At 47.0% G+C, this 24,166-nt stretch carries 19 protein-coding genes, 1 tRNA gene and 2 pseudogenes; 10 read left to right on the forward strand and 12 right to left on the reverse strand.

Annotated elements, in window-relative coordinates:
• The first annotated feature begins 42 nt into the window (after positions 1–42).
• Positions 43–118, forward strand: a tRNA-Thr gene (locus QLG02_RS08015).
• A 203-nt stretch (positions 119–321) separates the two neighbouring features.
• Positions 322–1,378 (forward strand): annotated as a pseudogene (locus tag QLG02_RS08020) (IS3 family transposase).
• Positions 1,379–1,518: 140 nt separating this feature from the next.
• Here QLG02_RS08020 and QLG02_RS08025 read toward each other — a convergent pair.
• From QLG02_RS08025 to QLG02_RS08035, 3 genes are all read right to left on the reverse strand, one after another.
• Entirely contained in the window at positions 1,519–2,217 is a 699-nt protein-coding gene (locus QLG02_RS08025; RefSeq protein WP_348994621.1) for an EAL domain-containing protein, read from the reverse strand.
• Between the two features lie 9 nt (positions 2,218–2,226).
• Positions 2,227–2,595: a winged helix-turn-helix domain-containing protein gene (locus QLG02_RS08030; RefSeq protein WP_201903579.1), complete on the reverse strand. Its 369-nt coding sequence runs from the start codon at positions 2,593–2,595 to the stop codon at positions 2,227–2,229.
• Between the two features lie 563 nt (positions 2,596–3,158).
• Positions 3,159–3,677, reverse strand: coding sequence for a hypothetical protein (locus QLG02_RS08035; RefSeq protein ID WP_282464924.1), 519 nt, complete (start codon positions 3,675–3,677; stop codon positions 3,159–3,161).
• 746 nt (positions 3,678–4,423) lie between these two features.
• Here QLG02_RS08035 and QLG02_RS08040 point away from each other — a divergent pair.
• Positions 4,424–4,720, forward strand: coding sequence for a type 1 fimbrial protein (locus QLG02_RS08040; RefSeq protein ID WP_282464925.1), 297 nt, complete (start codon positions 4,424–4,426; stop codon positions 4,718–4,720).
• Positions 4,721–4,871: 151 nt separating this feature from the next.
• Here QLG02_RS08040 and QLG02_RS08045 read toward each other — a convergent pair.
• From QLG02_RS08045 to QLG02_RS08075, 7 genes and pseudogenes are all read right to left on the reverse strand, one after another.
• A pseudogene (locus tag QLG02_RS08045) lies at positions 4,872–5,140 on the reverse strand (IS5/IS1182 family transposase); the annotation flags it as partial.
• 1,391 nt (positions 5,141–6,531) lie between these two features.
• Positions 6,532–7,320, reverse strand: coding sequence for a hypothetical protein (locus QLG02_RS08050; RefSeq protein WP_201903585.1), 789 nt, complete (start codon positions 7,318–7,320; stop codon positions 6,532–6,534).
• Positions 7,321–8,540: 1,220 nt separating this feature from the next.
• Positions 8,541–8,765, reverse strand: a complete 225-nt coding sequence (locus QLG02_RS08055) for a transposase (RefSeq protein WP_282464926.1) — start codon at positions 8,763–8,765, stop codon at positions 8,541–8,543.
• A gap of 212 nt (positions 8,766–8,977) precedes the next feature.
• Positions 8,978–9,964 (reverse strand): fimbrial protein, encoded by a 987-nt coding sequence (locus tag QLG02_RS08060; protein WP_282464927.1) that lies wholly within the window; start codon positions 9,962–9,964, stop codon positions 8,978–8,980.
• Positions 9,965–10,278: 314 nt separating this feature from the next.
• On the reverse strand, positions 10,279–12,930 hold the full coding sequence (locus tag QLG02_RS08065; protein WP_282464928.1) for a fimbria/pilus outer membrane usher protein: 2,652 nt from the start codon (positions 12,928–12,930) through the stop codon (positions 10,279–10,281).
• An 89-nt stretch (positions 12,931–13,019) separates the two neighbouring features.
• Positions 13,020–13,718: a molecular chaperone gene (locus tag QLG02_RS08070; protein ID WP_282464929.1), complete on the reverse strand. Its 699-nt coding sequence runs from the start codon at positions 13,716–13,718 to the stop codon at positions 13,020–13,022.
• A gap of 127 nt (positions 13,719–13,845) precedes the next feature.
• A complete protein-coding gene (locus QLG02_RS08075) occupies positions 13,846–14,373 on the reverse strand; it encodes a fimbrial protein (RefSeq protein WP_201903590.1) in 528 nt (175 codons plus the stop codon).
• 661 nt (positions 14,374–15,034) lie between these two features.
• On the opposite strand from QLG02_RS08075, the gene QLG02_RS08080 reads away from it, so the two are divergent.
• Complete coding sequence (locus QLG02_RS08080; protein WP_282464930.1) at positions 15,035–15,193, forward strand: hypothetical protein; 159 nt, start codon at positions 15,035–15,037, stop codon at positions 15,191–15,193.
• A 1,232-nt stretch (positions 15,194–16,425) separates the two neighbouring features.
• Here the strand turns inward: QLG02_RS08080 and QLG02_RS08085 are convergent.
• The gene (locus tag QLG02_RS08085; RefSeq protein ID WP_282464931.1) at positions 16,426–18,714 is read right to left on the reverse strand and encodes an FdhF/YdeP family oxidoreductase; all 2,289 of its coding nucleotides are present in this window, start codon (positions 18,712–18,714) and stop codon (positions 16,426–16,428) included.
• Positions 18,701–19,507 (reverse strand): formate dehydrogenase accessory sulfurtransferase FdhD, encoded by an 807-nt coding sequence (locus QLG02_RS08090; RefSeq protein ID WP_282464932.1) that lies wholly within the window; start codon positions 19,505–19,507, stop codon positions 18,701–18,703. Before QLG02_RS08090 ends, QLG02_RS08085 begins: the two co-directional genes overlap by 14 nt.
• Before the next feature lie 148 nt (positions 19,508–19,655).
• Here QLG02_RS08090 and QLG02_RS08095 point away from each other — a divergent pair, with 148 nt between their 5' ends.
• From QLG02_RS08095 to QLG02_RS08120, 6 genes are all read left to right on the forward strand, one after another.
• Positions 19,656–20,570 carry a LysR family transcriptional regulator gene (locus QLG02_RS08095; RefSeq protein WP_274436885.1) on the forward strand — a complete coding sequence of 305 codons (915 nt, stop codon included), beginning with the start codon at positions 19,656–19,658 and terminating at the stop codon, positions 20,568–20,570.
• Between the two features lie 413 nt (positions 20,571–20,983).
• Positions 20,984–21,556, forward strand: a complete 573-nt coding sequence (locus QLG02_RS08100; RefSeq protein WP_016350031.1) for a TetR/AcrR family transcriptional regulator — start codon at positions 20,984–20,986, stop codon at positions 21,554–21,556.
• A gap of 21 nt (positions 21,557–21,577) precedes the next feature.
• Positions 21,578–22,387 carry a winged helix-turn-helix domain-containing protein gene (locus tag QLG02_RS08105; RefSeq protein WP_282464933.1) on the forward strand — a complete coding sequence of 270 codons (810 nt, stop codon included), beginning with the start codon at positions 21,578–21,580 and terminating at the stop codon, positions 22,385–22,387.
• Positions 22,387–22,902, forward strand: coding sequence for a FidL-like protein (locus QLG02_RS08110; protein ID WP_017408465.1), 516 nt, complete (start codon positions 22,387–22,389; stop codon positions 22,900–22,902). The genes QLG02_RS08105 and QLG02_RS08110 overlap by 1 nt, the downstream gene beginning before the upstream one ends.
• Positions 22,903–23,627: 725 nt before the next feature.
• Positions 23,628–23,906: a BMC domain-containing protein gene (locus tag QLG02_RS08115; protein ID WP_010634659.1), complete on the forward strand. Its 279-nt coding sequence runs from the start codon at positions 23,628–23,630 to the stop codon at positions 23,904–23,906.
• 16 nt (positions 23,907–23,922) lie between these two features.
• On the forward strand, positions 23,923–24,166 hold a 244-nt coding region (locus QLG02_RS08120), incomplete at its 3' end, for a BMC domain-containing protein (RefSeq protein ID WP_282464934.1).

Below are 24,166 nucleotides of genomic sequence, written 5' to 3' on the forward strand. Positions count from 1 at the left end.
GCTCATTGACTTGCCCCGCTGTTTTCGGGAATCTAGTGGCACGCCGGTATAGCTCAGTTGGTAGAGCAGCGCATTCGTAATGCGAAGGTCGTAGGTTCAACTCCTATTACCGGCACCATATAATAAAAATGGTTAGTTTCGTGATGAAGCTAACCATTTTTGTTTTTTAGGCTTTGGGTACCATATGGGGTACCACATTTAACAAGCGGTAGGACACTATTCTTAGTAACAAAAGGTCTTACGGTGGATATCACGTAGTGGTCTAATCATCCCGGACATCATTTTAGGTGGTACAGTCGCCACCCAGACCTGAGGTGTTCAATGACAAGATTGTGTCGCTCATTTACTGCCGAGTTCAAACTGGAAGCCGCATCCCTGGCGCTCTACCAAGCCTATTCCATCTCCGAATCCAGCTGTTCACTGGATATTGGCGAAACTGTGCTTCAACGCAGGGTTGAGCAACTTCTGCCCCAACTCTGTGGCACGACTCCAATCAGCAAAGCAGCTGACCCCAGAGCAGCAGAAAATCCAGGAACTAAAGCCTGCATCAACTGACTTGAACGTGAAAATGCCATTCTAAAAAAGCCACTGCTCTCTTGATAGCTGACTAACTCGAACGTTCCCTCTGATAGACCGATTAAGGGAACAAGCCCCCATCACGTGGGTCTGTTGCTCTTTCGGTATTCCAACTTCCTATTTCTATGACTATCTGGCTCATACCCGCACCATTGACCGCGAATGGGCGCAGTAAGAAAGCGTGCTGCGGCGCCTGTTCACCGAGAGTCGGGGTTCAGCCGGTAGCCGGGCCTTGATGTCGATAATGCGAGAGCTGGGGTATCAAATCGATCGATTCACAGTTCGTCGTCTAATGAAGGAGGCGGGGCTGGAATCCAAACAGCCCTTTGTTTATCACTATCTAGTTGCTCGGTCTGAATGACCGGATAGTCTCAATTAGCTGACGCCTGAGTTTGATGTTCTGCAACCGAATCAGCTGCAGTGCGGCGATACACCTAAATATGGGCCGATAATCATTCATTACTTGGCCGCGGTACTCGACCCCTCCCCCCCCCCTAGGCATGGGTTGGACAATCGCTGACACGCCCGAGAGCAGGTAATAAAAAGGCTGGAGATGGCCTATCAACAGCGGGGTTACCCGTCAGGCGCGTTGTTTCACTCCAACCAAGACAGCCAATACGGCAGCCGGTTATTCCGGTAACTACTGTGGTGCTATCGCATGACCGAGAGCATGAGTCGGCGGGAAGCGAAGCGGGATATTAGCGACTCTCTGATGAATAATTACAACTGGCGGCACCCACAACAACACAATGATGGGATACCGCCAGCAGAAGCCGAAAAGCGGCTTAACTATGTGTCCTAATGTAGTTGAACCACGACAGAGACTAGTCTCAAACCAGAATCTGGTAATGACTAGCTCTGCACAGATAACAAGAACGAAACAAGCCCGTATTTCAAAACTTGAAAATATTTCAAGCGATGTATAATGGTATAAATATGTAATCATATTGTTGGCCATAAATAACCTTGTCCATACATAATTGACTGACTCTTTGCATAGTTAAGGTGAGATATATCCTCTACTCCTTCTAAAATTATTCGGTCACTTAGGCCTTTAATTATATTGGTCAGATTAAGCTTCTTATAATAACTATCCCAAAAACTTATTTTATCAATTTTTACACCATAAATGACTCGCTGGGATATTAAATTTTTGGCAGCTGAAATTTCACTCACTTTAATATCATCCAACCAAATTCTTATCCCCATAGCAGACAGCAATTTAGTACAACTACGCAGTGAATCTCTCACCAAAAAAGTACTTGGACTACACTCGACTTCCAGGTTTATCTTGAATAAACAATGAAAGGGATATAATTCCATAATAAGCTCCATATCTGACACAAAATCTACTGGCACATTGATAAATACAGATGAAAAGTATTTAGCATCTTGTTCATTTAATTTTTGATACATCTCTAGCTGGCGTTGAAAAACTTGGAGCAGCTCATCCGTTGTTAGGCATTTAAAAAACAAATCGTTATTAACATCTATATCTTTTGATTGTGATAAGACCTCAAAAGCTAGTAAATTTCCATTGGATAGTTCTATGATAGGTTCTAGTTTCATGGTGAACTCGATACTTCTAATAGTGTAAGGGGATAAGGCTTTTTTATTCCTACTCATATTCCTGATAGGCATATCATAACCTCAATGCGTAATTTTCTTTAAAAAACCAGATTCTGCAGCAGAAAAAAGATATCCCTTCCCTGATATAGTCTTGAGGCAGCAACAATCTTCATCTATTTTTCTAAATAATCTCCTTAAATTTGATACCGCTACTACGACACTATTTTCACAAACTATTGTTTCTTTCCATGCATGCTCAAGTAATTCATCTTTTGATACCACCTCATTCTCATGCTTTAAAAAAAACCTGAGGATTGCAGCCTCTCGCTTGCCAAGCTTCATCATTCTTAAATTATCTTTATTACCTAACTTTATATAGCCCTCGGTGACATCGATTGTCATTAATTTAGAGTTATGCTCTAGTTGAATTTTTTCTCTTTCCACTGCCATATAGCGATTCCTTTTTAATGCTGCTATCACAACGACACGGCATATCCTTTTTTTTAAAGCAAAAGTCTCGCAACGCATGTACTATTACAGCACATAAAAAATATTAAAAAGTGAAAATAAAAATAATTAATGAGACATAAAAATCAATTAAATCAATCACTTACAAAGCAATGATATTAATTTTATATTTTCTTATGAAAATGTTTATAGCATATGAAAATTTAAAAAATCACCCTTCTTAATAATTAATCGCAGTTGCCATAACCTATATATGTAATGCTAGAACTATCTTCCGCTTAATCTTGGTGATCTCAAGAGAGTCTAGTTACAGTAGGTAAATTTGGTCAATTGGCCGAGAGTATTCGATGGGCAGGTCAAAAAATGTAACCTTCACTGGACGCAATACAATCCAACCTTAGCGTTATACGTTTTACTAACTGTATAGATTAAACTACCTAAAGGTACTCAATAAGCTTTCTTACACATAAAATTTCTTAATATCTGGTCTAAAACGTATCCTGAGTTTTTTATTTAAATAATTTCATTGAATGCTTTAAACTCGCTTATATACATTTACTGGTTATGATTCGCGGGAGTTGAACTTCATGAAACAAACGTTGACTATCTCTCTGAAAACGCGTGCCATCCGCTCTGTAAAGCAAAGACTGCGGATAGCCATCCCGATATCTGTATGGATAGATATCGAAGACTACGCGAAAAGGCCGATAAGCATTCCAGTCCACGGAAATAATAGTGCCTTTACCCCACATTAAATCGAACACTCTATCCCGGAGATAAAAAGGATAATTTTCAGAAACGACTTCCACGATAGGCCTTTGCATTTCATGGTAAAGGGTTGGGTAATTAACCAACCAATCTCCTTCTTCTGCACAGCGACCAGAAATATCAAAGTAGACCTTGGTGTATGGATAGTTTGGCATGAGAACCTGGATCCATTCAATCCCATCAAACCACCGATTAATTTGGTCTTTTGGTTGTTTCGCAATGATCACACCCTTACCATAAACGCAGCAAGTAACTTTATCTCCAATATCGAATGAAGTATCAGCTTGATGGGGCATAAGACAGACTCTCATAACGCAACAGTATTATTTTATGCGATCCAACAAGTATTTTCCTGTAACAATGGTTAATTTTAGGATTTATTTATATATTTATTTTTTTGTTATTCCTAATGACATGACACCTAAACAACTATTAAAAATATCAATTATTTAGGAGGAAGGGGTCTGTTCTCTAGACACTTGCTGCTGAAAAACATACTGCTTTCAAACTCTACTGGCGACAACTAACGTGAGTTTTATTGGAAAACCGATCATCATTTCTATGAACCTTTTATGCTACTGGAAGGAAATTAGCTCCGGCTAACCAAGGTACAGAGACCACAGAGTAACGGCTTTAGCGAGCGACGAAATCCCATCTTGCGAGGTGAGTACTTCCGTATCTAGGGACGGAGACCTGGTATGAATCGGTAGAATAGATGCGGAAAAACCTGAATAGATTTATAAATAACTAAACTTAAAGGCAGAATGATAGAGGGACAGAGTCTTTCGTGCGATACTCAAAATAATCTAAAAATAATGCCAAAGGAAGTGTGCATTTAAGTAGATTAAACAAGACTTCGACTTGATATTGGTGTCAGTTGATAACAGCATATACATATACTGGTTATCTCACATTGCAATTAGTCAACACCACCACAATTTACACCACTTCAAAAACCCTAATGTTCTGTCTAATATTGCCGATATACTACCTGGTAACAAAAGGTTGCTTCCCTAATAATCTAAACAACCAGGAGATCTACATGAAGAAAATAGCTGTGGCCCTTACCATAACAACCTTGGGCATATCAATAGCACATGCAACGCAGAAAATCAGTACTGGACGGATCTCTTTTGCGGGTGCAATTGTGGAAGATTCTTGCCGCGTCAACCAACAAGGGGAACAAATGCAACTCATCTGCCTTTCTGGTTCCGAACAAACAAAAGAAATTATTAATTTACATAGAATAGCTAAGCAGAGTTTCGCTACCAGTCAAGTCTCATATCAGTGGCTAAATAAGAATCATACTTTAGCTATGATTAGTATTAGCCACAAATAATGCCTCAAAGCTTGACCACAGTATTCCCGAAGCTAGACGATTCAGAATCATCAGCTCGGCGGCAAGCACATGCCACATGACAATGTCACGCAGGAGGCATTGTTGCCTCTATCAGCTAGCAAGCCATGACTTACACAGCCCCTAGTGACAACTACACTCGGGGCTTTCTTACAGGCAGACCAAATTCAGTTTTTTTGTCACACTCACATAGACCATCACGCCTTCTACCTGAGCGTTGTATTTTCTCAGAGCGATCTTCTCCGCCATTAACTGTTTGAACCTAGATATGATTGCTTCTGCCAATGAACTACGGTGATACATCGATATATTTTTCAAGTAATCCGGCCCTTCTTTACGCATCACCAGCATCGCCTAATTTCTTGGGTGTCACTTTATCCATACCCCAGCTTTCTTGTCAGGCTATCATCCTTCTGTACAATATTGGCTGATGTGTAGTGATGTGATGGACGCCCCCACCCAGCACGGTCAGTTTCATACTTAGGCTGACTGCGCTCAACTTAGGGGAGCACCACATGAACAGGCTCAAAGTAGTTGGAATCGATATTGCCAAGTCTGTTTTTCAGGTATGTGTATGAATGGCTGATGGTTCTGTTGTCTGGAATCGTAAAATATCTCGCCAGAGACTACTCCACATGATGCGCCAATTTCCACCACAAACACTGATATCTATGGGCTATGACGTAAAATTCATTCCCACACAGCATGTCAAAGCCTTTGCAAGACCCCTGAAGAATGATGCTAACGATGCATTAGCTATTTGTGAAACAGCTTGCCGACCTGGGATCCACTTCGTATCAGTTAAAACTACAGAGCCAAGGTGTTACGTAGTGCTCGCCAGCTCATAGTTGAAGTTCTGGCTAACCAACCACGGGTATTACTTGCCGAGTACGGAGTCATTATTCCAGCCTGGTTACAACGTCTTCAACAACAACGGCCAGAAGTGTGTGAAGACGGAAAAAATACGATAACCTTCATGCTTTGCCGACTACTGAGCCAGTTACGAGAAGATATGCAAATGGTCACTGAATAGATTGATGTCTTGGATAAAGAACTAGTCTGTGTTCTCAAAATGCTCAGATTTTATGCGCAGTAATTATCAGCCATCGACTGGATCTCTGACGTTGTTCATTTAAGTAGTTTTTAAGTAAATGAAAACAGTATTTTTGTAAGAATTTTGAAAAATAAAGTAAGAAGACTATTTTTAATAACTTGATGACCACGCCCTAGTGATTGAAGAAACGCTCCTACCAGGTTATTTTCTCTCTATTTCAATATTTTCGGTAATCACTGGTCTATGTACACGATCCATATCGGGATAATGCTCCCACATTCAGTCAACATGCTCAGAGCTGGTTAGTGTGTGCAGTCCAAGCATTGACGCGCCCTTGTCATGTACTGTGTAAGATGTAGCACCAAGGCAGCTCACCATTCTATATTAGAATAACAAGTATTGTTGACTGAAGCACAGCATCTCTGCATCAGTAGTGTTGTCTTGATTGTTCCTCACATAATCAGTATTTATAACATCTTATATAAATTAAGATTAATCTCCCACAAAAATGTAAATTAAAAACTCACGTAGACTTATTTTAATTATGAAGAAAGGTGAATGGTGTAACACATATATCTTCAATCACCTATAGCTATCATCAGAATAATGTTAACAATTGCACCAATATAACCATTAATAATCTCCACTCATTATTAACAATGTGATTGCATTTTCATTCCTCGCAAACCAAGATTCAGCACTATTCCATCAACTACTCTTCAACTTCCCCATCCCCAGCTTATTTAGACGAAATGTTAATACATACAACATTACTAAAAGCAAAGTCATCACATACAAGTTTGACTTCAAATTTCGTAATGTTTCTTCCATCAACATATGGTTTATTAGCGTTAATGAAAGCCCATGAAGATAGGTCACAAACTATACAAGAACTTATTCCTTGATATACGCCCACCTCCGAACCAAGAGTATTTCTATTACTATCTAGAAATAGGTGTGCAATAACCCCTCCCCACATTAAAATAGATATAATTTTGTAATATATAGAACTGTCGTTTATTTTATTAAAAATTGAGTCTATCTTAGAAGATACTAATGTATAAGGGTTTACATTTTTATTAGACTCATCTTTATTTAGATTGATACTATCTTTTAGTTGAATGATATCGTTACTATCAAGACCGAAATGCTCACTTAAATTAGCTCTTTTTGTTGTGCTAGCATCTAGTGGTTCAAGTAAGTTACTCTCTGTCAAGAAAACTTTATAGTATCGATTCCATGAAAATCCCTTTTTAACATGAGTAATAATTACATCATCTAATCCAATTCCCAAAAAAACATTCCGAATACTTTTAACTGCTACATTTAAAGAATTTGATGTTACGATTTTATTCGGCCAAGCTACATGAAGTAATGTCTCTCGTTCGACTAGTTCTGAGTCAGATTGAATCAATGAAAAAAATATAATTCTTTCAGAAAAGTTAAGCCGGCCAATAACTTTTCCTTGGTGATTAATTTCACCGGTATGGTGATTGTATTTAAAAGTATTAATATGAGTTTGGTCCATATAACCTCCTGATATAAACAATTAGGAATAATGATGTCATTAACTAAAATTATTTATACCTCAACTCACATCTCAGAAAGGGTGACTAAAATCACACTACCAACAATAAAGTTATTATTTCATAAACATCTCAAACTGTCATTATTATTACATAATAAAGTAAAAATTACACGATGTTAATTATAAAAAGCCAAGATGATATCAAAATGTAGCTTATTGGCTTTTCTAATTCATTTTTAGTGTTTAGTCCATAAGTCATATCTTAAACTGCAACATTTAAATATTTAGGCGTATCGATGTCCCCACCCCCAACGACAGACAGTGATTGAACGGGCTTTGTCTTTGCTATAAATCAGTACCTGCTTCTTAAACTATTTTTCATTTCTCCTCATGACACTCCGGACAGAACAGTAAAGAGACAAGCTGTCAGGTCCTTCATGAGTCACGCGCATCGATGAAAATATGCTCCGCATGAAATACTTCCAGATAACCTACGGGCCCATGGAAAGAGATATTTTTTGTCGTTCAGAGTGATAGTCAGGAAACCGAGGATCTTAACTACAGCAGTGATTTACCAGTCAGAAAAAACAGCCAGCATGGTAATAAAAACTGACACCAAAAATTATTATTGTCGAAGTAAATCAGTACAGGGGCGCTCGGTTTATATCGTCATACCACATTAATAGCAAATTCAGGACGAGTGCTTTGGCGATCCGTGACGGTATTGACCAATCAATTATCCAGTGGATAAAACATAGCAACAAAAATGGCCAGATACAGCCATCCTTCATGAGTTCGGATATCGGTGACCCAAGCCCTTCCGGGTTGCTCAGGATTGAACTGACTTTGCAAGTGATGAGACGAAGCAATAGGGTATTTTCCCTCTCGACATCTAGAATAGATGATACCCGACCTGAACCTTGATCGGAATGATTCATGAGACGATGCATACCATTAAAGCCGCAAGCAAGTCTAGCGTCATGCAGGTCAGCGTGGATTTTCCGGTCACCATGGACGTCACCGGATTCCAACCAGGACAGCTTAACTGCTATTGTCCACTGACCGGTTCCTGCATCCAAACATAGTAACCGCTGAGCTGCGCCTCGAGCACGCGACATTGCCAACATACCGGCCATTGTGCTCGATGTTCCCGGATAAAGGCGTACCTCAATTGGGCAGCTTTTCGAAGTACGCCACGACTTTTGTAAAATTTCCAGCTCTTAGGTTGCACGTTTGAATTCTTTTTGTAAGCAATGGTTCTCGGTTTGTGCCTCACTCAATTCAACATGCTCGCAGAAGCCGGGACCGAACTTTTTAATCCAGGCGTACAGATTATGAGCCGTGATATCCAACCGTTTGGCCACGTAAGCCAAGGCGTTACTGTGATTGGTTACTTGCTTGACAGCTTCAATATTTAATTCGTCTGGATAGTGCTTTGTGCTCATTGAAACACCTCTCTTTGCATGTGTTTGTCTCATTGCTAGGTGTCTACAAAACCGATGGCGATTAAAAACAAAATATCGTTCTCTGATGAGGTGGATGGCTACTACGCCCCAAAAAAGAATGGATTAAAAGCCATAATTACATATTAGATTGTATTTTATTAAATTTGAACGATCTCCATTAACTTTACAAATAAGGCCCATGGTAGCGTCATTCAATTGTATGAAACTGTAAATGTTGCTGTTGCATTTGCAGTTCCCACACCAATCGTGCTTTGTGTTTGATAATAACGAGCATAAAGGTCAACGTTATAATCTCCCGCCGCAGATGTCGTGCCGTAAGTAACCTGAGATCCTAACGCAACAGGAGTAATACCATCACCTTTAAGCAGTTGCACCCCAACACCGACAGCCGTAGTACCACTATCGTCAAGTTTCAATACACCCTGAGTGGCAGTGGTATTGGTCGCGACAGTTCCATTCATCGTGATCTTGATCGACGAACTCATGCTACACGTTAAAGGAATAATAAAAGGTTGCTTGGCCGTCGATGCACCAATCGCCCCCATGGTCCCTTTACGATGTTTTCCTAATGGCACAACAATATTACTCGTCTTCACCTCGCAAGCGGGTTGAACAATAGTTGTGTCACCTGAAAATCGAGGTGCAAATCCCAAATAATCTGAACCAGCCGTTCTTGAAGAATTAACTAAAATATGAGCAAGCGCATTCGCTGGATACTGTAATACCCCAGCAGAAATAGGCCCTATTTTTATCAGTTCAACAGTAATTGGATCATCATTACTCATGGTTATTGTACTGGACGCGGTTCTGGTATCGTAGGTCGTTGGATATGTAAATACGTGCCCACTTGCAGTCGTGACACGAACACCAAGACCTGCAATGTTTGTTTGATATATATTGTCAGCCCAATGGGTAGTAAATAACATTTTATATCCAATTGCATATGTACCAGCCGTACACTGTATAATTGGACCTGACGCTGGTATTGTACGCGTTGCTAATATCGAACCTATTGGGGCTGTACTTGATACTTGCACCGTACCAAATGTCGCATAACCAACTTGAGTGTCAGCCCCAGGGAAAGCACCATTCAAGCAAGATGAAGTATAGGCAAATGATGGAAACGCCAATAAGTAAGCGATAGAAAGCAATACCCACTGAGCTAATTTATTAAACATATAAGTATCCCTTGAAAAAAATATATATAGCACAAGTAGTTCTTTTCTCTTACACGCTTATACACTTTGGTGCAGCTCTTCAGTTGGTTTTATCGGCTACCGATGCAACCTAACAACCGCTTAACGGGCTTATGTACGCACTGAGCACTGAGCACTGAGCACTGAGCATTATTCATAAACCAGTCAAAAATGCCTGTATTAGTACCAACTTGGGCTTTATCTTAAGAAATGCTTCCGCGATACACTAACTACGGCAGTCCATAACAATCACTATTAATAGTAGTGTACAATGGAATCTACACATAACTTAACTTTCAATTGGTTGGATGGCATTGGCCATTGTAATTAATCACAGTTTCATCCTGTCCATACTTAGATAGTTGATAGTCTACCCTGCATTTTTTAACCGGATCATGCCCCCATTTAACATCCAGCTGCCCTTTTTCTGGCAAACCTGTTAAATATACTAACCCTTGCTCTCCAACAATAGCGGAATCAGAGCTATTACGATCAGTTGACCTAACAGAAGCACCGAAAGGAACATGACCATCATGGTAATTAAGTGTCATCAAAACGCGGTGCCCGACCCGAGAATTAAAGTTGGCCAATACTACTGCACCTTTTGTGGGGTATACCATTTTGGTTTGCATATCAACATCGACATTTTCACCGAGTGTAGCGGTGTCAAGTGCAATACGGTTACCCTTATAGGCGTTGACAAAAGGTACTATCGCATAGCCACGGCTGTCGGTTTTAACACCGACCTGATTCTGTATTGTGACATCGTCAGCTGCCGGTACTTGAATCACCGCAATACTGTCCCCCAACGTCTGCCCCAGCACTATACCATCTCGATAGGCAACGATACCGCCACGTAAACCATAATTTAGGCGATATGAATCTTGATCATAGTTATAACCAGCATTAACTGCGCCTTTCGAACCTCTATAATCCACCGCTAAATTTCCCGATGCACCTTGACCGTGATTACCATAGCTTTGTTGAGCACTGTAGTTCAGATTATTATCTGTGAGTGCAGTCCCGTTAAGTCCAACCTGTTGCAACGTCGTGCCATGTTTATCAGTTGTGATATTATAACTGGCCCACGATGAATCAAAAGCTGGGCTATCACTCCAGATACTGAATGGGATCTGTATATTAAAGGCAAGGCGTTGATCTGATGGCTGATCAAATACCGTGCGGCTATACGTATAACTCACACCATAACTTACACCAGCATAAGTCACATTATATCCGGAACTGATTGATCGCTCAGCTCCATCTTGCCCCCAATAGTCTTGCTGGCTTCCTGAAATATATAAAGAACCATAATCATAAATATTCTGACTGATATCCAACTGCAACCTTTGGCGCTTATTATGAAACAATCTAAAAAGATCATCACCCTGAACACGCCCTAACTCATTAGCCTCTTGGAAGCTGTAATAACCTTCTGTAGAGTACCTATAGGCGGCCAAGGTAAATGTAGTACCAGTGCTTTGCATACCTTTTGAGTATTGCGCTCGATAAGATTGCCCATTTTTTTTAGTATCATCATATAAGGTTGATTTAGCATAGGTAACATCCAGAGAAATGGAGCCTAGTTCACCGAAGCCAAGCCCCAAGCCAACGACTGTGGATAAATAATTATTAGCCCCTATTATCCCACCATAAGTCGTCATGCCATATGGTAAGCCATAAATGGCTGTCGCTTGACCAAATGTTGGTTCATTTGCATCTGAATATGATGAACGATATTGTCCTGCAGTCAGAGAGTACTTAAGGTTACCTTCCCGTTGCATAATCGGCACAGCAGCAAAAGGTTGAACAAAAGTATGCTCACTACCATCAGACTCTAAAATAGTAACCAGCAAGTTACCACTTGCGGAGGTCGGATATAAGTCTTGTATTACGAATGCACCAGGAGAAACATAGTCCTGATAAATTATATAGCCATTTTGTCTAATTGTAACTTGAGCATTGCTGCGAGCAATCCCACGGATCGTTGGAGCAAATCCACGCATACTATCAGGCAACATGTTTTCATCGCTAGCAAGTTGGACACCTCTGAATTGGATGCTATCAAAAACATCTGATGGTGTATAACTGTCGCCAAAAGTAAGTTGTGACCTCAACGTGTGGATATCACGTTGCAAATAGGTATTAATGCTATCCCAATTAGATCTATTACTATTTCCATAGTAAAGATTATCATTGTTGGTATTGTTATCTTGTTGGCCAGAAAAATTGGTATGACTGTAGGTCGAGTAGTTTCTCAAACGCCAAGCCCCAAAGTTCAGGCCACTCTGCATATTAATATAAAAATCATCATTATTCCCGCCGCTATGTTTATATTCAGTATGACCTCCCGTCATACTGTAATTTAACAGCGCAGCGTCCACACCTTGATCCCATAGTTTAGGGTCGACCCGACCTTGTGCCTGCCTATCAATGGCGGCTTGAGGTATGCTGATATCTAGTTGCAACTTTTGCACATTGAACTTTGTCGTGGCAAATGGAACATAATTACCAATATTTACCACAGGATCGTTGTGAACCGTCTTCTTAAAATTTGGAAAGGCCTCAATTTTCACACCTAAGTTCGCATAATCATCGGGGGTTAACTGTGGCCACAAGTCTCCATTTTGGTCAAAATCAAAAGCAACATCACGCATATCTATCAAGGCACCATTAAGATAGACAGCAACATGATAAGTGCCAGGAATTATTTTATTAGGGTTATTAAATAAACTTAGATCCACATTTTTCAAGTTGCTCTGACCATCAATCTCTAATGCATTAGGATTGAAATACTCTTGTCCAGTCACTGTAAAACTCGAACAAAAACTAAAAGCCAATAAATATAAAAAATGGCAAAAACTTGGCAACATCGAATGGAAAAAGAGTATACCTTTACATCTCCACGAAAGAGGATCTTGCTCTAGTATCTTATCTAATATATTCATACCATCTACCTTGATCAGCACTACCAGACCGTCACATTTCTTTATATAGAGTGATAGTGAAGTTAATCACTCATAATGATTTTTATAAATTATAATGTCTTCTCTTGCAGCGGACTCATGCCACCATAATCATTGATAGTTTGCCAACTAACTTTTATTACATCGCTAGATACTGGAAGTGGATAACTCTCACTCATTTTAGGTGAAATCATATGCATGCCATCTATCTCTTTCCCTGCGACTTTTAAACTATGAAAAGATATAAAGTACGGCGTTGGGTTGTTTATCTTTAAAACATTTCCGAGACGAGAAAACTCAATTTTCTTGAAGCTTTCCACAGACTTTCCAGGTAAATTAGTAGGTCTATAGAAAAGTTTAATCCTCGATTTTATAATAACTTGTAACAGATTATCATCTTGTGTTGTGCTGTCCAATGCTGGTATAGATTTTACATTTAACCAAAAGACAGACTCACGGTCGTTAGGCAAATTATGACCTGTATATACAATACGAAGAATATTCTCGTCACCAGGGTCCATTCTAAATAGTGGTGGGGTGACAATAAATGGAACCTTCCCTGCTGAGGATTTCTCGCCAGCGTCAATCCATGATTGAATCAGATAAACTCCATCATTTCCGGCGTTTTTAATTGAAATAGAGGTTTCTTTTTTCTCTGCGTTATAAATGACCCTAGTTCCTCCAATAACAGGTCCGGCAGTTACCAACATCGGCGCCATCAGAAGGGAGGCAGTAAAAGCACTGGATAAAAACCATGTTTTCAATTTCATACACGCCATCCATATACATATAAAAAGGAATCCCGTTTAAATCCCACTAAAAGTGAAGAATTAAAAATCGCCATCCTTGGCAACAAATAGAACTCATTATTCTTATAAAAGCCTGCTTTAAATTAATTTATTGATAGTTAAGAGTAAACTGAGTAACACCGTTAGCCGGACCTGTGGTAACACTTGCTAATGTAGAAACATAGCGAGCGACAAAGTTAAGACTATTACTGCCTGCTGCCAAGGGATATACCATTGACTCAGAGTATAATGGAATAGCTGTACCCACTTTATCTGCAATTTCAATCCCAACACCTGTCGCAACGCCAGCATCCTGAGTCAGCTTCAGCAGATTGCTATTATTACTATCAGCAGTACCATCAAATTTAACCGTCGTACCTGTCACCGTAGCCGGGCAGGAGGTTAGGTTCAGCTGGAATCCGGTCGGTGAAGACTTCTTCCCAGCCGCACCATCCAGGCTAGATTTCGAAACTTTACCCAAATTAACTGTCAAATTCTGGGAACCCGTATCAATGGTACAGGTTTCATCGGTAATCTCACCGATAAAATTGACAGTGCCATCTGCTGCATTTGCAGCATTCATTACACCAAAGAGAGCTACACCAGCAACAAAGAAGGATGTTTTATTAATTTTCATATTGACCTCTACTACGACTTGCAACTTGGGAACACGTACAACTCTTGCAAATTCGCTTCTGGAATTTAAATCCAAATAGCATGCAGCACATAAGTTATGCGTTTTTGTTTAACATTCCACATGGAGACTAATAGCCACCAAGATAATATATTGTTCAACTTTAAGTGTATCTCTGTTCCTTTTTAAGATCCCTCTAGGAAGTTACTGATGACTTTACACTAGCACATTAAATTTATGTTTTGGTGCAATACTCACCCCTAAACAAAAAATAAATAACCCAATTTATCAATGCATTAGCTGGTTTTCTAAATAAATAAATAACACCATATTTATAATTTTATATTTTTATAATTTATGATGCCAGATATCGGTATTTGTGAGTCTGGTGTTACAATGAAATCCTTTTTTAAAATGTACTTAGATAGCCCGAGATTATCATGATGTGGTGAATGCCCTTCTCAAGGCAGTCAGCAGGTACAGGACCAGATTCGGCTACCAACTGCTAGGTGACCATCTAGGCACAGATTGTGTGACTTGGCTTGATCGTGGGGTCTGGATGGTGAGCTGTGATCCAGCCACTAAACAAGGAGATGGGGTAGCTACTTGGGAGGTAGGTGAGCGAAGTGCCGATACGTCTACCGTAGATAAGGAAGGGTTCCACGTGTCCAACGATGTCGATACGATGCCCCTTGAAACCACAGGTGGTGAACTCGCCGGTTTACGGATGTTTGCCGGGCACCTTGATGGTGATGTGTTTGGCCATTTAACACCTCCGGCTTCGTTTCAAAATGGTGGGTTACAACGCTGGCCTCCGGGTTGATACTGATAAACGCTAGGGCTTGTGGGTGATACTGGTAGAGTCGCGCCAGTTCGGCACGAAACGTCTCGACGTTTTGCGCAATCACATGGTTGGTATCACCCTCTGCATAGGTAAAGGCCTCTAGCTTCTCCGTGTCACTCCAGATACCGAAGAACCAGGAGTCCTCCTCGCTGTCGTATTGCTGCCAGCCCTGAACCAGCAGTGTCCGGTCGTAGTAGTAGCGGTCTGCCTGATGGCCACCTCGGTCTATGCGGCAACCGGTCACTGTGAGTTCAAGCAGGGTGCGGCTGTGTGGCCCGCAATACCAGGAGCCATTATTTTTAGTGTGGTATTGTGGTTGAGCTGTCCGATTGCAGCGGATATATGCTGAATGGCCAGTGTGTTGTAACCATGCAAGTCATGCATGGTGGAATTCCTAGCCCCTCGGAGTGAGGGGCTCTATGGGTTGTGGGGATGATGGTCTAAAGCGATTGCTTGAAGCGGATGATGTCTCGCTGATAGCGATGGCAGTGGCAGTGGCAGTGGCAGTGGCAGTGGCAAATCATCCGCTCGGCAGCAGCCTACAGCAACACCGTGGTCACGGTGCGGGGTAAGACCTGATTTACCCCTTCCCAGTTATCTAGGTTCAGCGTGCAGGAACACACCAGACTAGCCAACTGTGCATCGAGCTTGTGGGTCAGCTCTACCTCGATATGGGTTCGTAGCCCAGCAATAACGGCCTCTGGTGACATTGCTGATACTGTCGGGACTACTCCAATCCGGCGCGTCGTTACTGCCGTGGTTAACGTAGGCTCCGACAATTACCCGTTGCCACTCACCTACCGGTTAACTCGTTGCATTACAGGCACAGTGAAAGCGGGCGAAGTTAATCTCATATAGCTGGTGTTCACGCATATCCCGTGGACTGACAAAAAGCGTGGTTTTGTGCAGCTCCAGGGGGGCGCGACCAACGGGCCGCCAATACGCCTCCCTTCCACATCGTGGGCATAGGCAAAGCCCGGCAGCATCAACTACTGACTGATGAGCTTGACAAACCCCGGATGGGCGCACATGGCCTCCGCGATGGCTGTTTGGCTAATGCGAAGGTTGGGGGTTCGACTCCTCTTACCGGCACCAATCACGCAAACAACAACGCCGCATATCTTATGCGGCGTTGTTGTTTATAGGATGTCCGGGCTCTGCTGCATTGGGCTGGCAGGCTTGAACCGGCTCAAGCCTGCAAACCTCCCAGTTCATAGCAGCAACAGATTGTCCTGCCGATTGGAAGCAGTCACCAGCACAGGGATGGACTTGGAGGTCGGGGTAAACGAGCCCGCCCCTATGCTGTCAATGGGCACCAGCGGGTTGGTCTCCGGATAGTAGGCCGCGATGTTGCCACGCGGGATCTCGTAGATCACCACCACAAAACCGGTCACGCTACGCTCGCGCCCGTCGTTGCAGATGGCCGCCATGTCGACCCGCTCCCCTTCGGCAAAGCCAAGCTGGCGAGCATCCGCCTCGTTCATGAACACCACGTTGCGCTGGCCCTTGATACCGCGATAACGGTCATCCATGCCATAGATGGTGGTGTTGTACTGATCGTGAGAGCGCAGGCTCTGCAGCAGCAACACCGGCTGATCCACCATCTGCTCGGCATGGCGGGTACACTCCGGCAGCACTGATTGCGGCAGGGTGCTGGCACGAAACTCGGCCTGGCCGCTGGCGGTATTCCAAATCAGCAGCGCTGCGGAGTTATCGAGATGAAAACCGCACGGCTGCTGGATGCGGGCATTGAAATCGGCAAAGCCGGCGATGGTCTGCTCGATGAGATCGCGGATGCGGCCATAGTCATCGCGCAGGGCCAGCCAGTCGACCCGCTCGCTGCCCACAGTGGCATGAGCCATCCGCGCAACTATATCAGTCTCGGAGAGGCAGAGCGGCGACACCGGCTCGGCTGCGCCGGTCGAGGCGTGCACCATGCTGAAGGTGTCCTCCACCGTGATCTTCTGGTTGCCGCTGCGCTGGATATCGAGCTCGGTGCGGCCAAGGCAGGGCAGGATCAGCGCCGCCTTGCCCACCTGCAGGTGGCTGCGGTTGAGCTTGGTACTGATCTGCACGTTGAGCTCGGCTTTTTTCATCGCCCCGTAGGTGAAGTCGGTATCGGGCGCCGCTGCCGCCAGGTTGCCACCCAGGCAAATAAGTACCTTGCTATTGCCCTCGTCCAGCGCCTTGAGCGCCTCGTAAACGTTGTGGCCGCGGGCCCGTGGCAGGCTCACCTGCAGGTGACGCTCAAGCCGGTCGATAAAGGCGGCAGTGGGCTTTTCGTTGATCCCCATGGTGCGGTTGCCCTGCACGTTGCTGTGGCCCCGTACCGGACAGAGACCCGCCCCCGGCTTGCCAATCTGGCCGCGCATCAGGTGCAGGTTGACGATTTCACGGATGGTATCGACCGAATGCAGATGCTGGGTCACCCCCATGGCCCAGCAGCTGATAATGCGCTGGCTGGCGGCAAACACCCGGGCGGCCTGCACGCTCTCGGCGCGAGTCAAGCCGGACTGCTGCTCGATCGCCGCCCAGTCGGTGGCACGCACCTGCGCTTCGTACTCGGCAAAGTGGCGGGTATGGCGGGCGATAAAATCGCGATCCACCGCCTCTGGCGCCTCTTCCAGGATGTACTTGGCCATGCCACGCATGGCGGCCATGTCGCCACCCAGTTTCGGCGTCAGGTACTGGTGGCTGATGGTGGTGGCCGCCGGGGTCAGCAGCTCGAGCGGGCTCTGCGGGCTGGCGAAGCGCTCCAGCGCCACCTCTTTCAAGTTGTTGAAGCTGACGATCTTGCAGCCGCCGCGCGCCGCCTGGCGCAGGGCATTCATCATGCGCGGGTGGTTGGTACCCGGATTCTGGCCATAAACGAACACCGCATCGGCCTGGTCGAAGTCATCCAGCACCACAGTCCCCTTGCCGATGCCGACCGACTGGATCAGCGCCACCCCGCTCGCCTCGTGGCACATGTTGGAGCAGTCGGGGAAGTTGTTGGTGCCAAACAGGCGGCCAAACAGCTGATAAAGATAAGAAGCCTCGTTGCTGGCACGCCCCGAGGTGTAGAACTCCACCTCGTCCGGGCTATTCAGCCCCTTGAGGGTGTCGGCAATCAGGGCGAAGGCATCGTCCCAGCTTACCGGCTCGTAGTGATCGGTCGCCGGGTTGTAGCGCATCGGCTCGGTCAGTCGTCCCTGATACTCGAGCCAGTAGTCACTCTGGGTGGCCAGCTGGCGCACCGAGTGGGCCGCGAAAAACTCGGCCCCCACCGTCTTGCCGGTGGATTCCCAGGCCACCGCCTTGGCGCCGTTTTCACAAAACTGGAAGGTGCCGTGGTCGTTGTCCCCCCAGGCACAGCCCGGGCAGTCGAAGCCGTCGGTCTGGTTGACCCGCAGCAGGTTCTTGATGTTCTGACGGGTCTTCTGGCTGCGCAGCACCTGTTTCATGGTGGATTGCAGGGACGAAAAACCGCCGGCTTTGGCGGGCTTTTCAATATGACTCATGGCACTCTCCGATGGGATCCGCCGGGCGATAGCTCGAATAGCTGACCGGGGCATCAAACTTGGGAATATGAACGACGTTGAGGTTGTATTTGAAGGCCAGCCTGACCGCCAGCTGGCTGGGCGATGCCAGACAGATAAGATGACGGGCGCCGAAGCGGGCGGCTTTTTGCACCAGCTCGCTGCCACAGCGGCTGGTCACCACCAGGGTGTCGCACGCACTTTGCTGACGCAGCAGCAGGCCAATCAGCTTGTCGAGGGCATTATGGCGCCCGATATCTTCCCGGCAATGCAGGATCCGCCCCTCGGCATCCAGCGCCAGCGCCGCATGCAGGGCGCCGTGTTGCTGACCCTTGAGCTGCCACTGGGCAATCTGCGGGCGCAGCCCCGCCAGCAAGACCCCATCCGGCGGCGGCGTCAGTGGCAATACCGGCAGTGCGGGCAGCGCCTGCTCCACCGCCGCCACGCCGCAGATGCCGCAACCGGTCGCCCCGGTCAGCCGGCGCTTGTGCCGGGCCAGGGCAGCCAGGGAGCGGTTGGCGATGGTGATGTCGAGCACCATCCCCTGCTCGGCTGGCGCGATCTGGATGTCATGGACCTCGTGGTTGTGCCGGATGATCCCCTCGCCAAACAGAAAGCCGACGGCAAAGTCGTCGAGATCGTCCGGGGTCGCCATCATCACCGCATGGTTGATGCCATTGATGTTGATGGCGATGGCTACCTCTTCCACCAGATGATCCAGTGCGGGCGAGGCAGGCAAATTGACGGGGATGTCGACGGGCGTGTAGGCAGGCATGCAGGTTGGCCTAAAAATGCAAACTGCATTCAAGTTTAGAGAGGCGGCAGACGCAAAACCAATGAAATAAATCTATATGGCAATAGAGTTGTTCTATTGACGGCGTTTTTTCAATTGATTAATTTTTAGGTTCATCCTCGCCTCCCCAATGATCATGAACATCAAGCAGCTGCACTATTTCCACGAACTGGCCAAACACCAGCATTTTGCCAGGGCGGCCAAGGCCTGCCACATCACCCAGCCGACCCTCTCGGCCAGCATCACGGCGCTGGAGAAGAACCTCGGCACCGATCTGGTGGTGCGCACCAGCCAGTTCGTCGCCCTCACCGAAGCGGGCGAGCTGGTGCGCCAGTATGCCGAGCGGATGCTGCTGGAGCAGGAGGCGCTCAAGCAGGAGCTGGCGCTGTTTCATGGCGAGCTCTCCGGCACCCTGCGCATCGGCATCGTGCCCCAGTCCAATGTCGACATCATGCCGCTCATCGCCCGCTGCAAGCAGCGCTACCCCGACATCGTCATCCGTCTCTCGGTGCTCAGCAACGAAGCCCTGCTGTCACAGCTGGAGCTGCACCAGTGCGATATCGGGCTGGGGTTTGACGAGCCGCTCACCGGCGCCGCCAGACAGACCTTCCACCTCTATCCCCAGGGCAACAACCAGATGGCCGTGCTGATGAACCGCGACGAGGCGGATCAGCGCCTCCCCGGCGATGAGCTGACCCTGACGGCACTGCAGCAGCAGCCGCTGGTACTGCCCAGCCGCACCATGCAGTTTCGCAAGTATCTGGACCGCGCCGCCGAGCGGGCCGGCATCCGGCTTGACGTGGTGCTGGAAACCGACTCCCTGTTTCACCTGGTGAGTGCCGTGCGCCACCGGCTGGGCTGGGCCATCGTCAGTGCCGGCCTCGCCCGATCCGCCAGCAAGCTCTCGGATCTGGTCTGCCTGCCGCTGGCGCCGCAACGCGACATCGGCCATACCGCCTTCATCACCCGCCAACACAGCATCACCCCCGCCATGCGCGCCTTCCTCGAACTGGTGCAAGAGGCAGACGCCCCCCTTGAAAAATAAGGTGACGCCAACAAACACTCTGCTTTTTTATATTTCTGCCACGACCAAAGGTGGCAGAAATATATACCTTCCCACTAAAAAAACCGCGCCGTGGTTAAAGAGAAGAGATAAACCCTCAGAAAAATGATTGCTGCAATGAGGTAAATAACTGACAACTTAATCCCTATCCAGACTCCTTAAAATAGTTATTCCTCATTGAGAATGACTTTAAACAGGAGATAAACACCTCGTGATTAACAGACAAACAAAGTTCTCAAACAAGTCCAATTTAAATATTTAAAGCGGTTATTTCATCTTTATTTAAAAGTTATTTGTGAAGCACCACACAATAACGACTTTTCCTCCCGTTCCCCATTTCCTCATATTGATGGCGATCAAGAATGATCATACCGTCTGGTCGGTATGATTGGGCCATGAACATCGAAACCCAACATAGAAAAAAAGACCCTGTACGTCTTTATCGACAACTGCTGGAATCGGCCGCCACCATCGCCGGCCGGGACGGTATCGCCGCCCTGTCGTTGAACGCCGTTGCCTTTGAGGCCGGGGTGAGCAAGGGGGGCTTGCTGCACCACTTCCCCAACAAGCAGGCGCTGATCTTTGCCCTGTTTGCGCGCCTGCTGGCCATCATGGAAGAGGCCATCTCAGCACTGATGGCGGCAGACAAGACCGCCTACGGCCGCTTTACCCGTGCTTACCTGCACTATCTTTCCGCTCCTGAATTGACGGATACCCAGGAGAGCCGCCAGCTGATGGTGCTCTCGTTGGCCATGCCGGATGAGCCGGTGCTGCGACAATGCTGGCGTGACTGGATGCTGGCGCATCTGGCGCAAGGGGATGAGCTGGATAATGGCCATATCGGCACCCTGGTACGTTATGCCGCAGACGGCATCTGGCTATCGGAATTGACCGAGGGGCGCACCATGAGCACCGAGCACCGTCAGGCGCTGGTCAAGACCCTGCATAATATGACGCTCCCCACGTGAAGCTGATGGATTGAGGCCGAGATGCGCTACCACATCAATGCCCGCTTCATTTATGACGCGACCGATGGTTCCCTGACTCAGCGGGAAAGCGTTGAGCCGGACAGCCAATTATCCATCACCGCCAATGCGCTGTTTTATTTTTTCTTGCGAAATACCGGGATCGTCAGCCGCGAGGAAGTGCTTAAAAAAGTCTGGGACGATAACGGATTAACCTCATCAAACAGCAACCTCAACCAATACCTGAGCATATTGCGCAAGGCTTTTCGCCACTACGATATCGATAATATCATCATCACGGTGTCACGCGGTTATTTGCAGCTCAATCCCGAGGTCATCATCGAGCCTATTGAAAATGCGCCCGCACCGTCCATTGAAATAGTGCCTTCGCCCTCCACGGTGACCGCCGCCGAGCCGGCATTCGACCCTGCCGAATGGCCACTTCCCCTCCCCCCCCGTTCACGCGGCATCTGCTGGTACATCACAGGGGGCTGCATGCTCGCGTTTGCCCTCATGCTGCTGGCATTTGGTCTGTTGAATGGCCGTGAGCCGCGCCCCGTCACCCTGACCGGGATCCCCAACAGCCAGTGCGAATTGCTGGCCAGCGACGAGATGCTGCGCTCGGTCAGCGCCACGACCTACGGTGAGCATTTCGAACAGGTGCGCCAGCGTTTGAACATCAGCTGCAAACCGGGCGAGCGTTTTCTGTTTTTCTACGGGGACAGACTGGAAACCAACGGCCTGGGCCGGGTATTTCTTGCCCACTGCGCCATGCACGAAGACAACCCGTTCAGCTACTGCGACAACTATTTCTACTACTCCTGGAAGCCGTGATGAGACTTGCGCCGCGTCCCTTCTTTCTCTTCTCCTGCACCCTGTTCCTCGCCGCGGCACTCTATGCCTGCTACCAGCTGCCCAGCGAAAATGATGGCGTCATGAGCTGCGCCACCAAAGGCATCATGCGCTTTGAGGACATGAACAAAGAGAACGTCAACGGCAACATCCACTTCAATTTCGGCCGCCAGGGGAAAGGCTCCATGGTGGTTGAAGGCTATACAGATTCGGCCGCAGGCTGGCTCTACCTCCAGCGCTACGTCACGTTTACCTACAGCAGCAACCGGGTCTCCGCCACCGAGCGTCAGTACCGCATCAACAAATGGGAAGCGAGCGCCTCCTCCATCGATCAATCGCCGGACGTGATCTTCGACTACTTCATGCGCGAGATGTCCGACAGTCACGATGGGCTGTTTCTGAGTGCCCAGCGGCTCAATCAGCAGGCCATACTGCTGAGCTCCATCAACTCGCCGCTCTGGATCTGCACCCTCAAATCCGGCAGCGAACTGAACTAGTCCCGACAATACGGCGAATGCCCCGCCCCAAGCGTCGATGACGCGCACATATCGCCCTGCCTCGACCAGCTGACTCGCGCAAGCCCCTGATGACTCTGCCCTCATGCGGCCTTTCCGCCTGTTTGCCCTGAAGGCTATGCCGTGGTGATTGCCTGCCCCCCCCTTCTCCCGACTGCACATCCGTGCCGACAAGACGCCCCTTGCGCATCACCAGGCAAGACCGGCACCTGCTACTTTTCCAGCCCGTCCCATCCACTCTCGCGCCGGCATCCACATGACTCACACCCCGCTCTCAATGCAACCTCATCCCGTCTGACCCGCCCTCATCGCCCTTATCTCTTCTTCCCGTCACACCCGGCTCACTTTTTACATTTAGCATCGCCGGCAAAACATGAGCTCCGCCACAGTTAGCAGCTGGCCAAATTACCTCTCGGCCCCCATTGCCCAACAACCCATTAACATCAGCCAACGATCTTTTCCCGGGCCTGAATTCGGCCTTATGCAAGGCGAAAACAGCCTCGTGGTCGCAGCATAAATAGATAAATACGGCTTATAAAAATCATAAATCCAGAACAACAAACTAAATATCTCAATTTTACAGATTCAAATTCCACAAATACTGCCAATACCTATAGTGGCGATTGAACGCCGCAACCGTGGCTCAACGCCGTGACACGGACGGAGTTCCTTAACCACACCACACAATCTGTTCTGAGGAGATCACCATGGGTGACGCATTGGGGCTTATCGAAACCAAAGGTCTGGTGGCCTGCATTGAAGCCGCGGATGCCATGTGCAAATCCGCCAACGTGGAGCTGATCAGCTATGAAAACATCGGCTCCGGCCTGGTCACCGTCATGGTGAAGGGGGATGTCGGCGCGGTGAAAGCGGCGGTGGATTCCGGCGTGGAGTCGGCACAGCGCATCGGTGAAGTGGTGACCTCGCTGGTCATCGCCCGTCCGCACAACGACATCAACAAAATCGTCATTAAACACAAGGCTTGAGGCCGGGAGATCGCAAATGGGTGATGCATTGGGTTTGATTGAAACCAAAGGCCTGGTGGCCTGCATTGAAGCGGCGGATGCCATGTGCAAAGCCGCCAACGTCGAGCTGATCGGCTATGAGAACGTCGGCTCTGGCCTGGTCACCGCCATGGTGAAAGGCGACGTAGGGGCCGTGAAAGCCGCGGTGGACTCCGGCGTGGAATCCGCACAGCGCATCGGTGAAGTGGTGACCTCGCTGGTCATCGCCCGTCCGCACAACG

This window comes from Aeromonas sp. V90_14 (assembly GCF_029967615.1).
GTDB lineage: Bacteria > Pseudomonadota > Gammaproteobacteria > Enterobacterales > Aeromonadaceae > Aeromonas > Aeromonas hydrophila.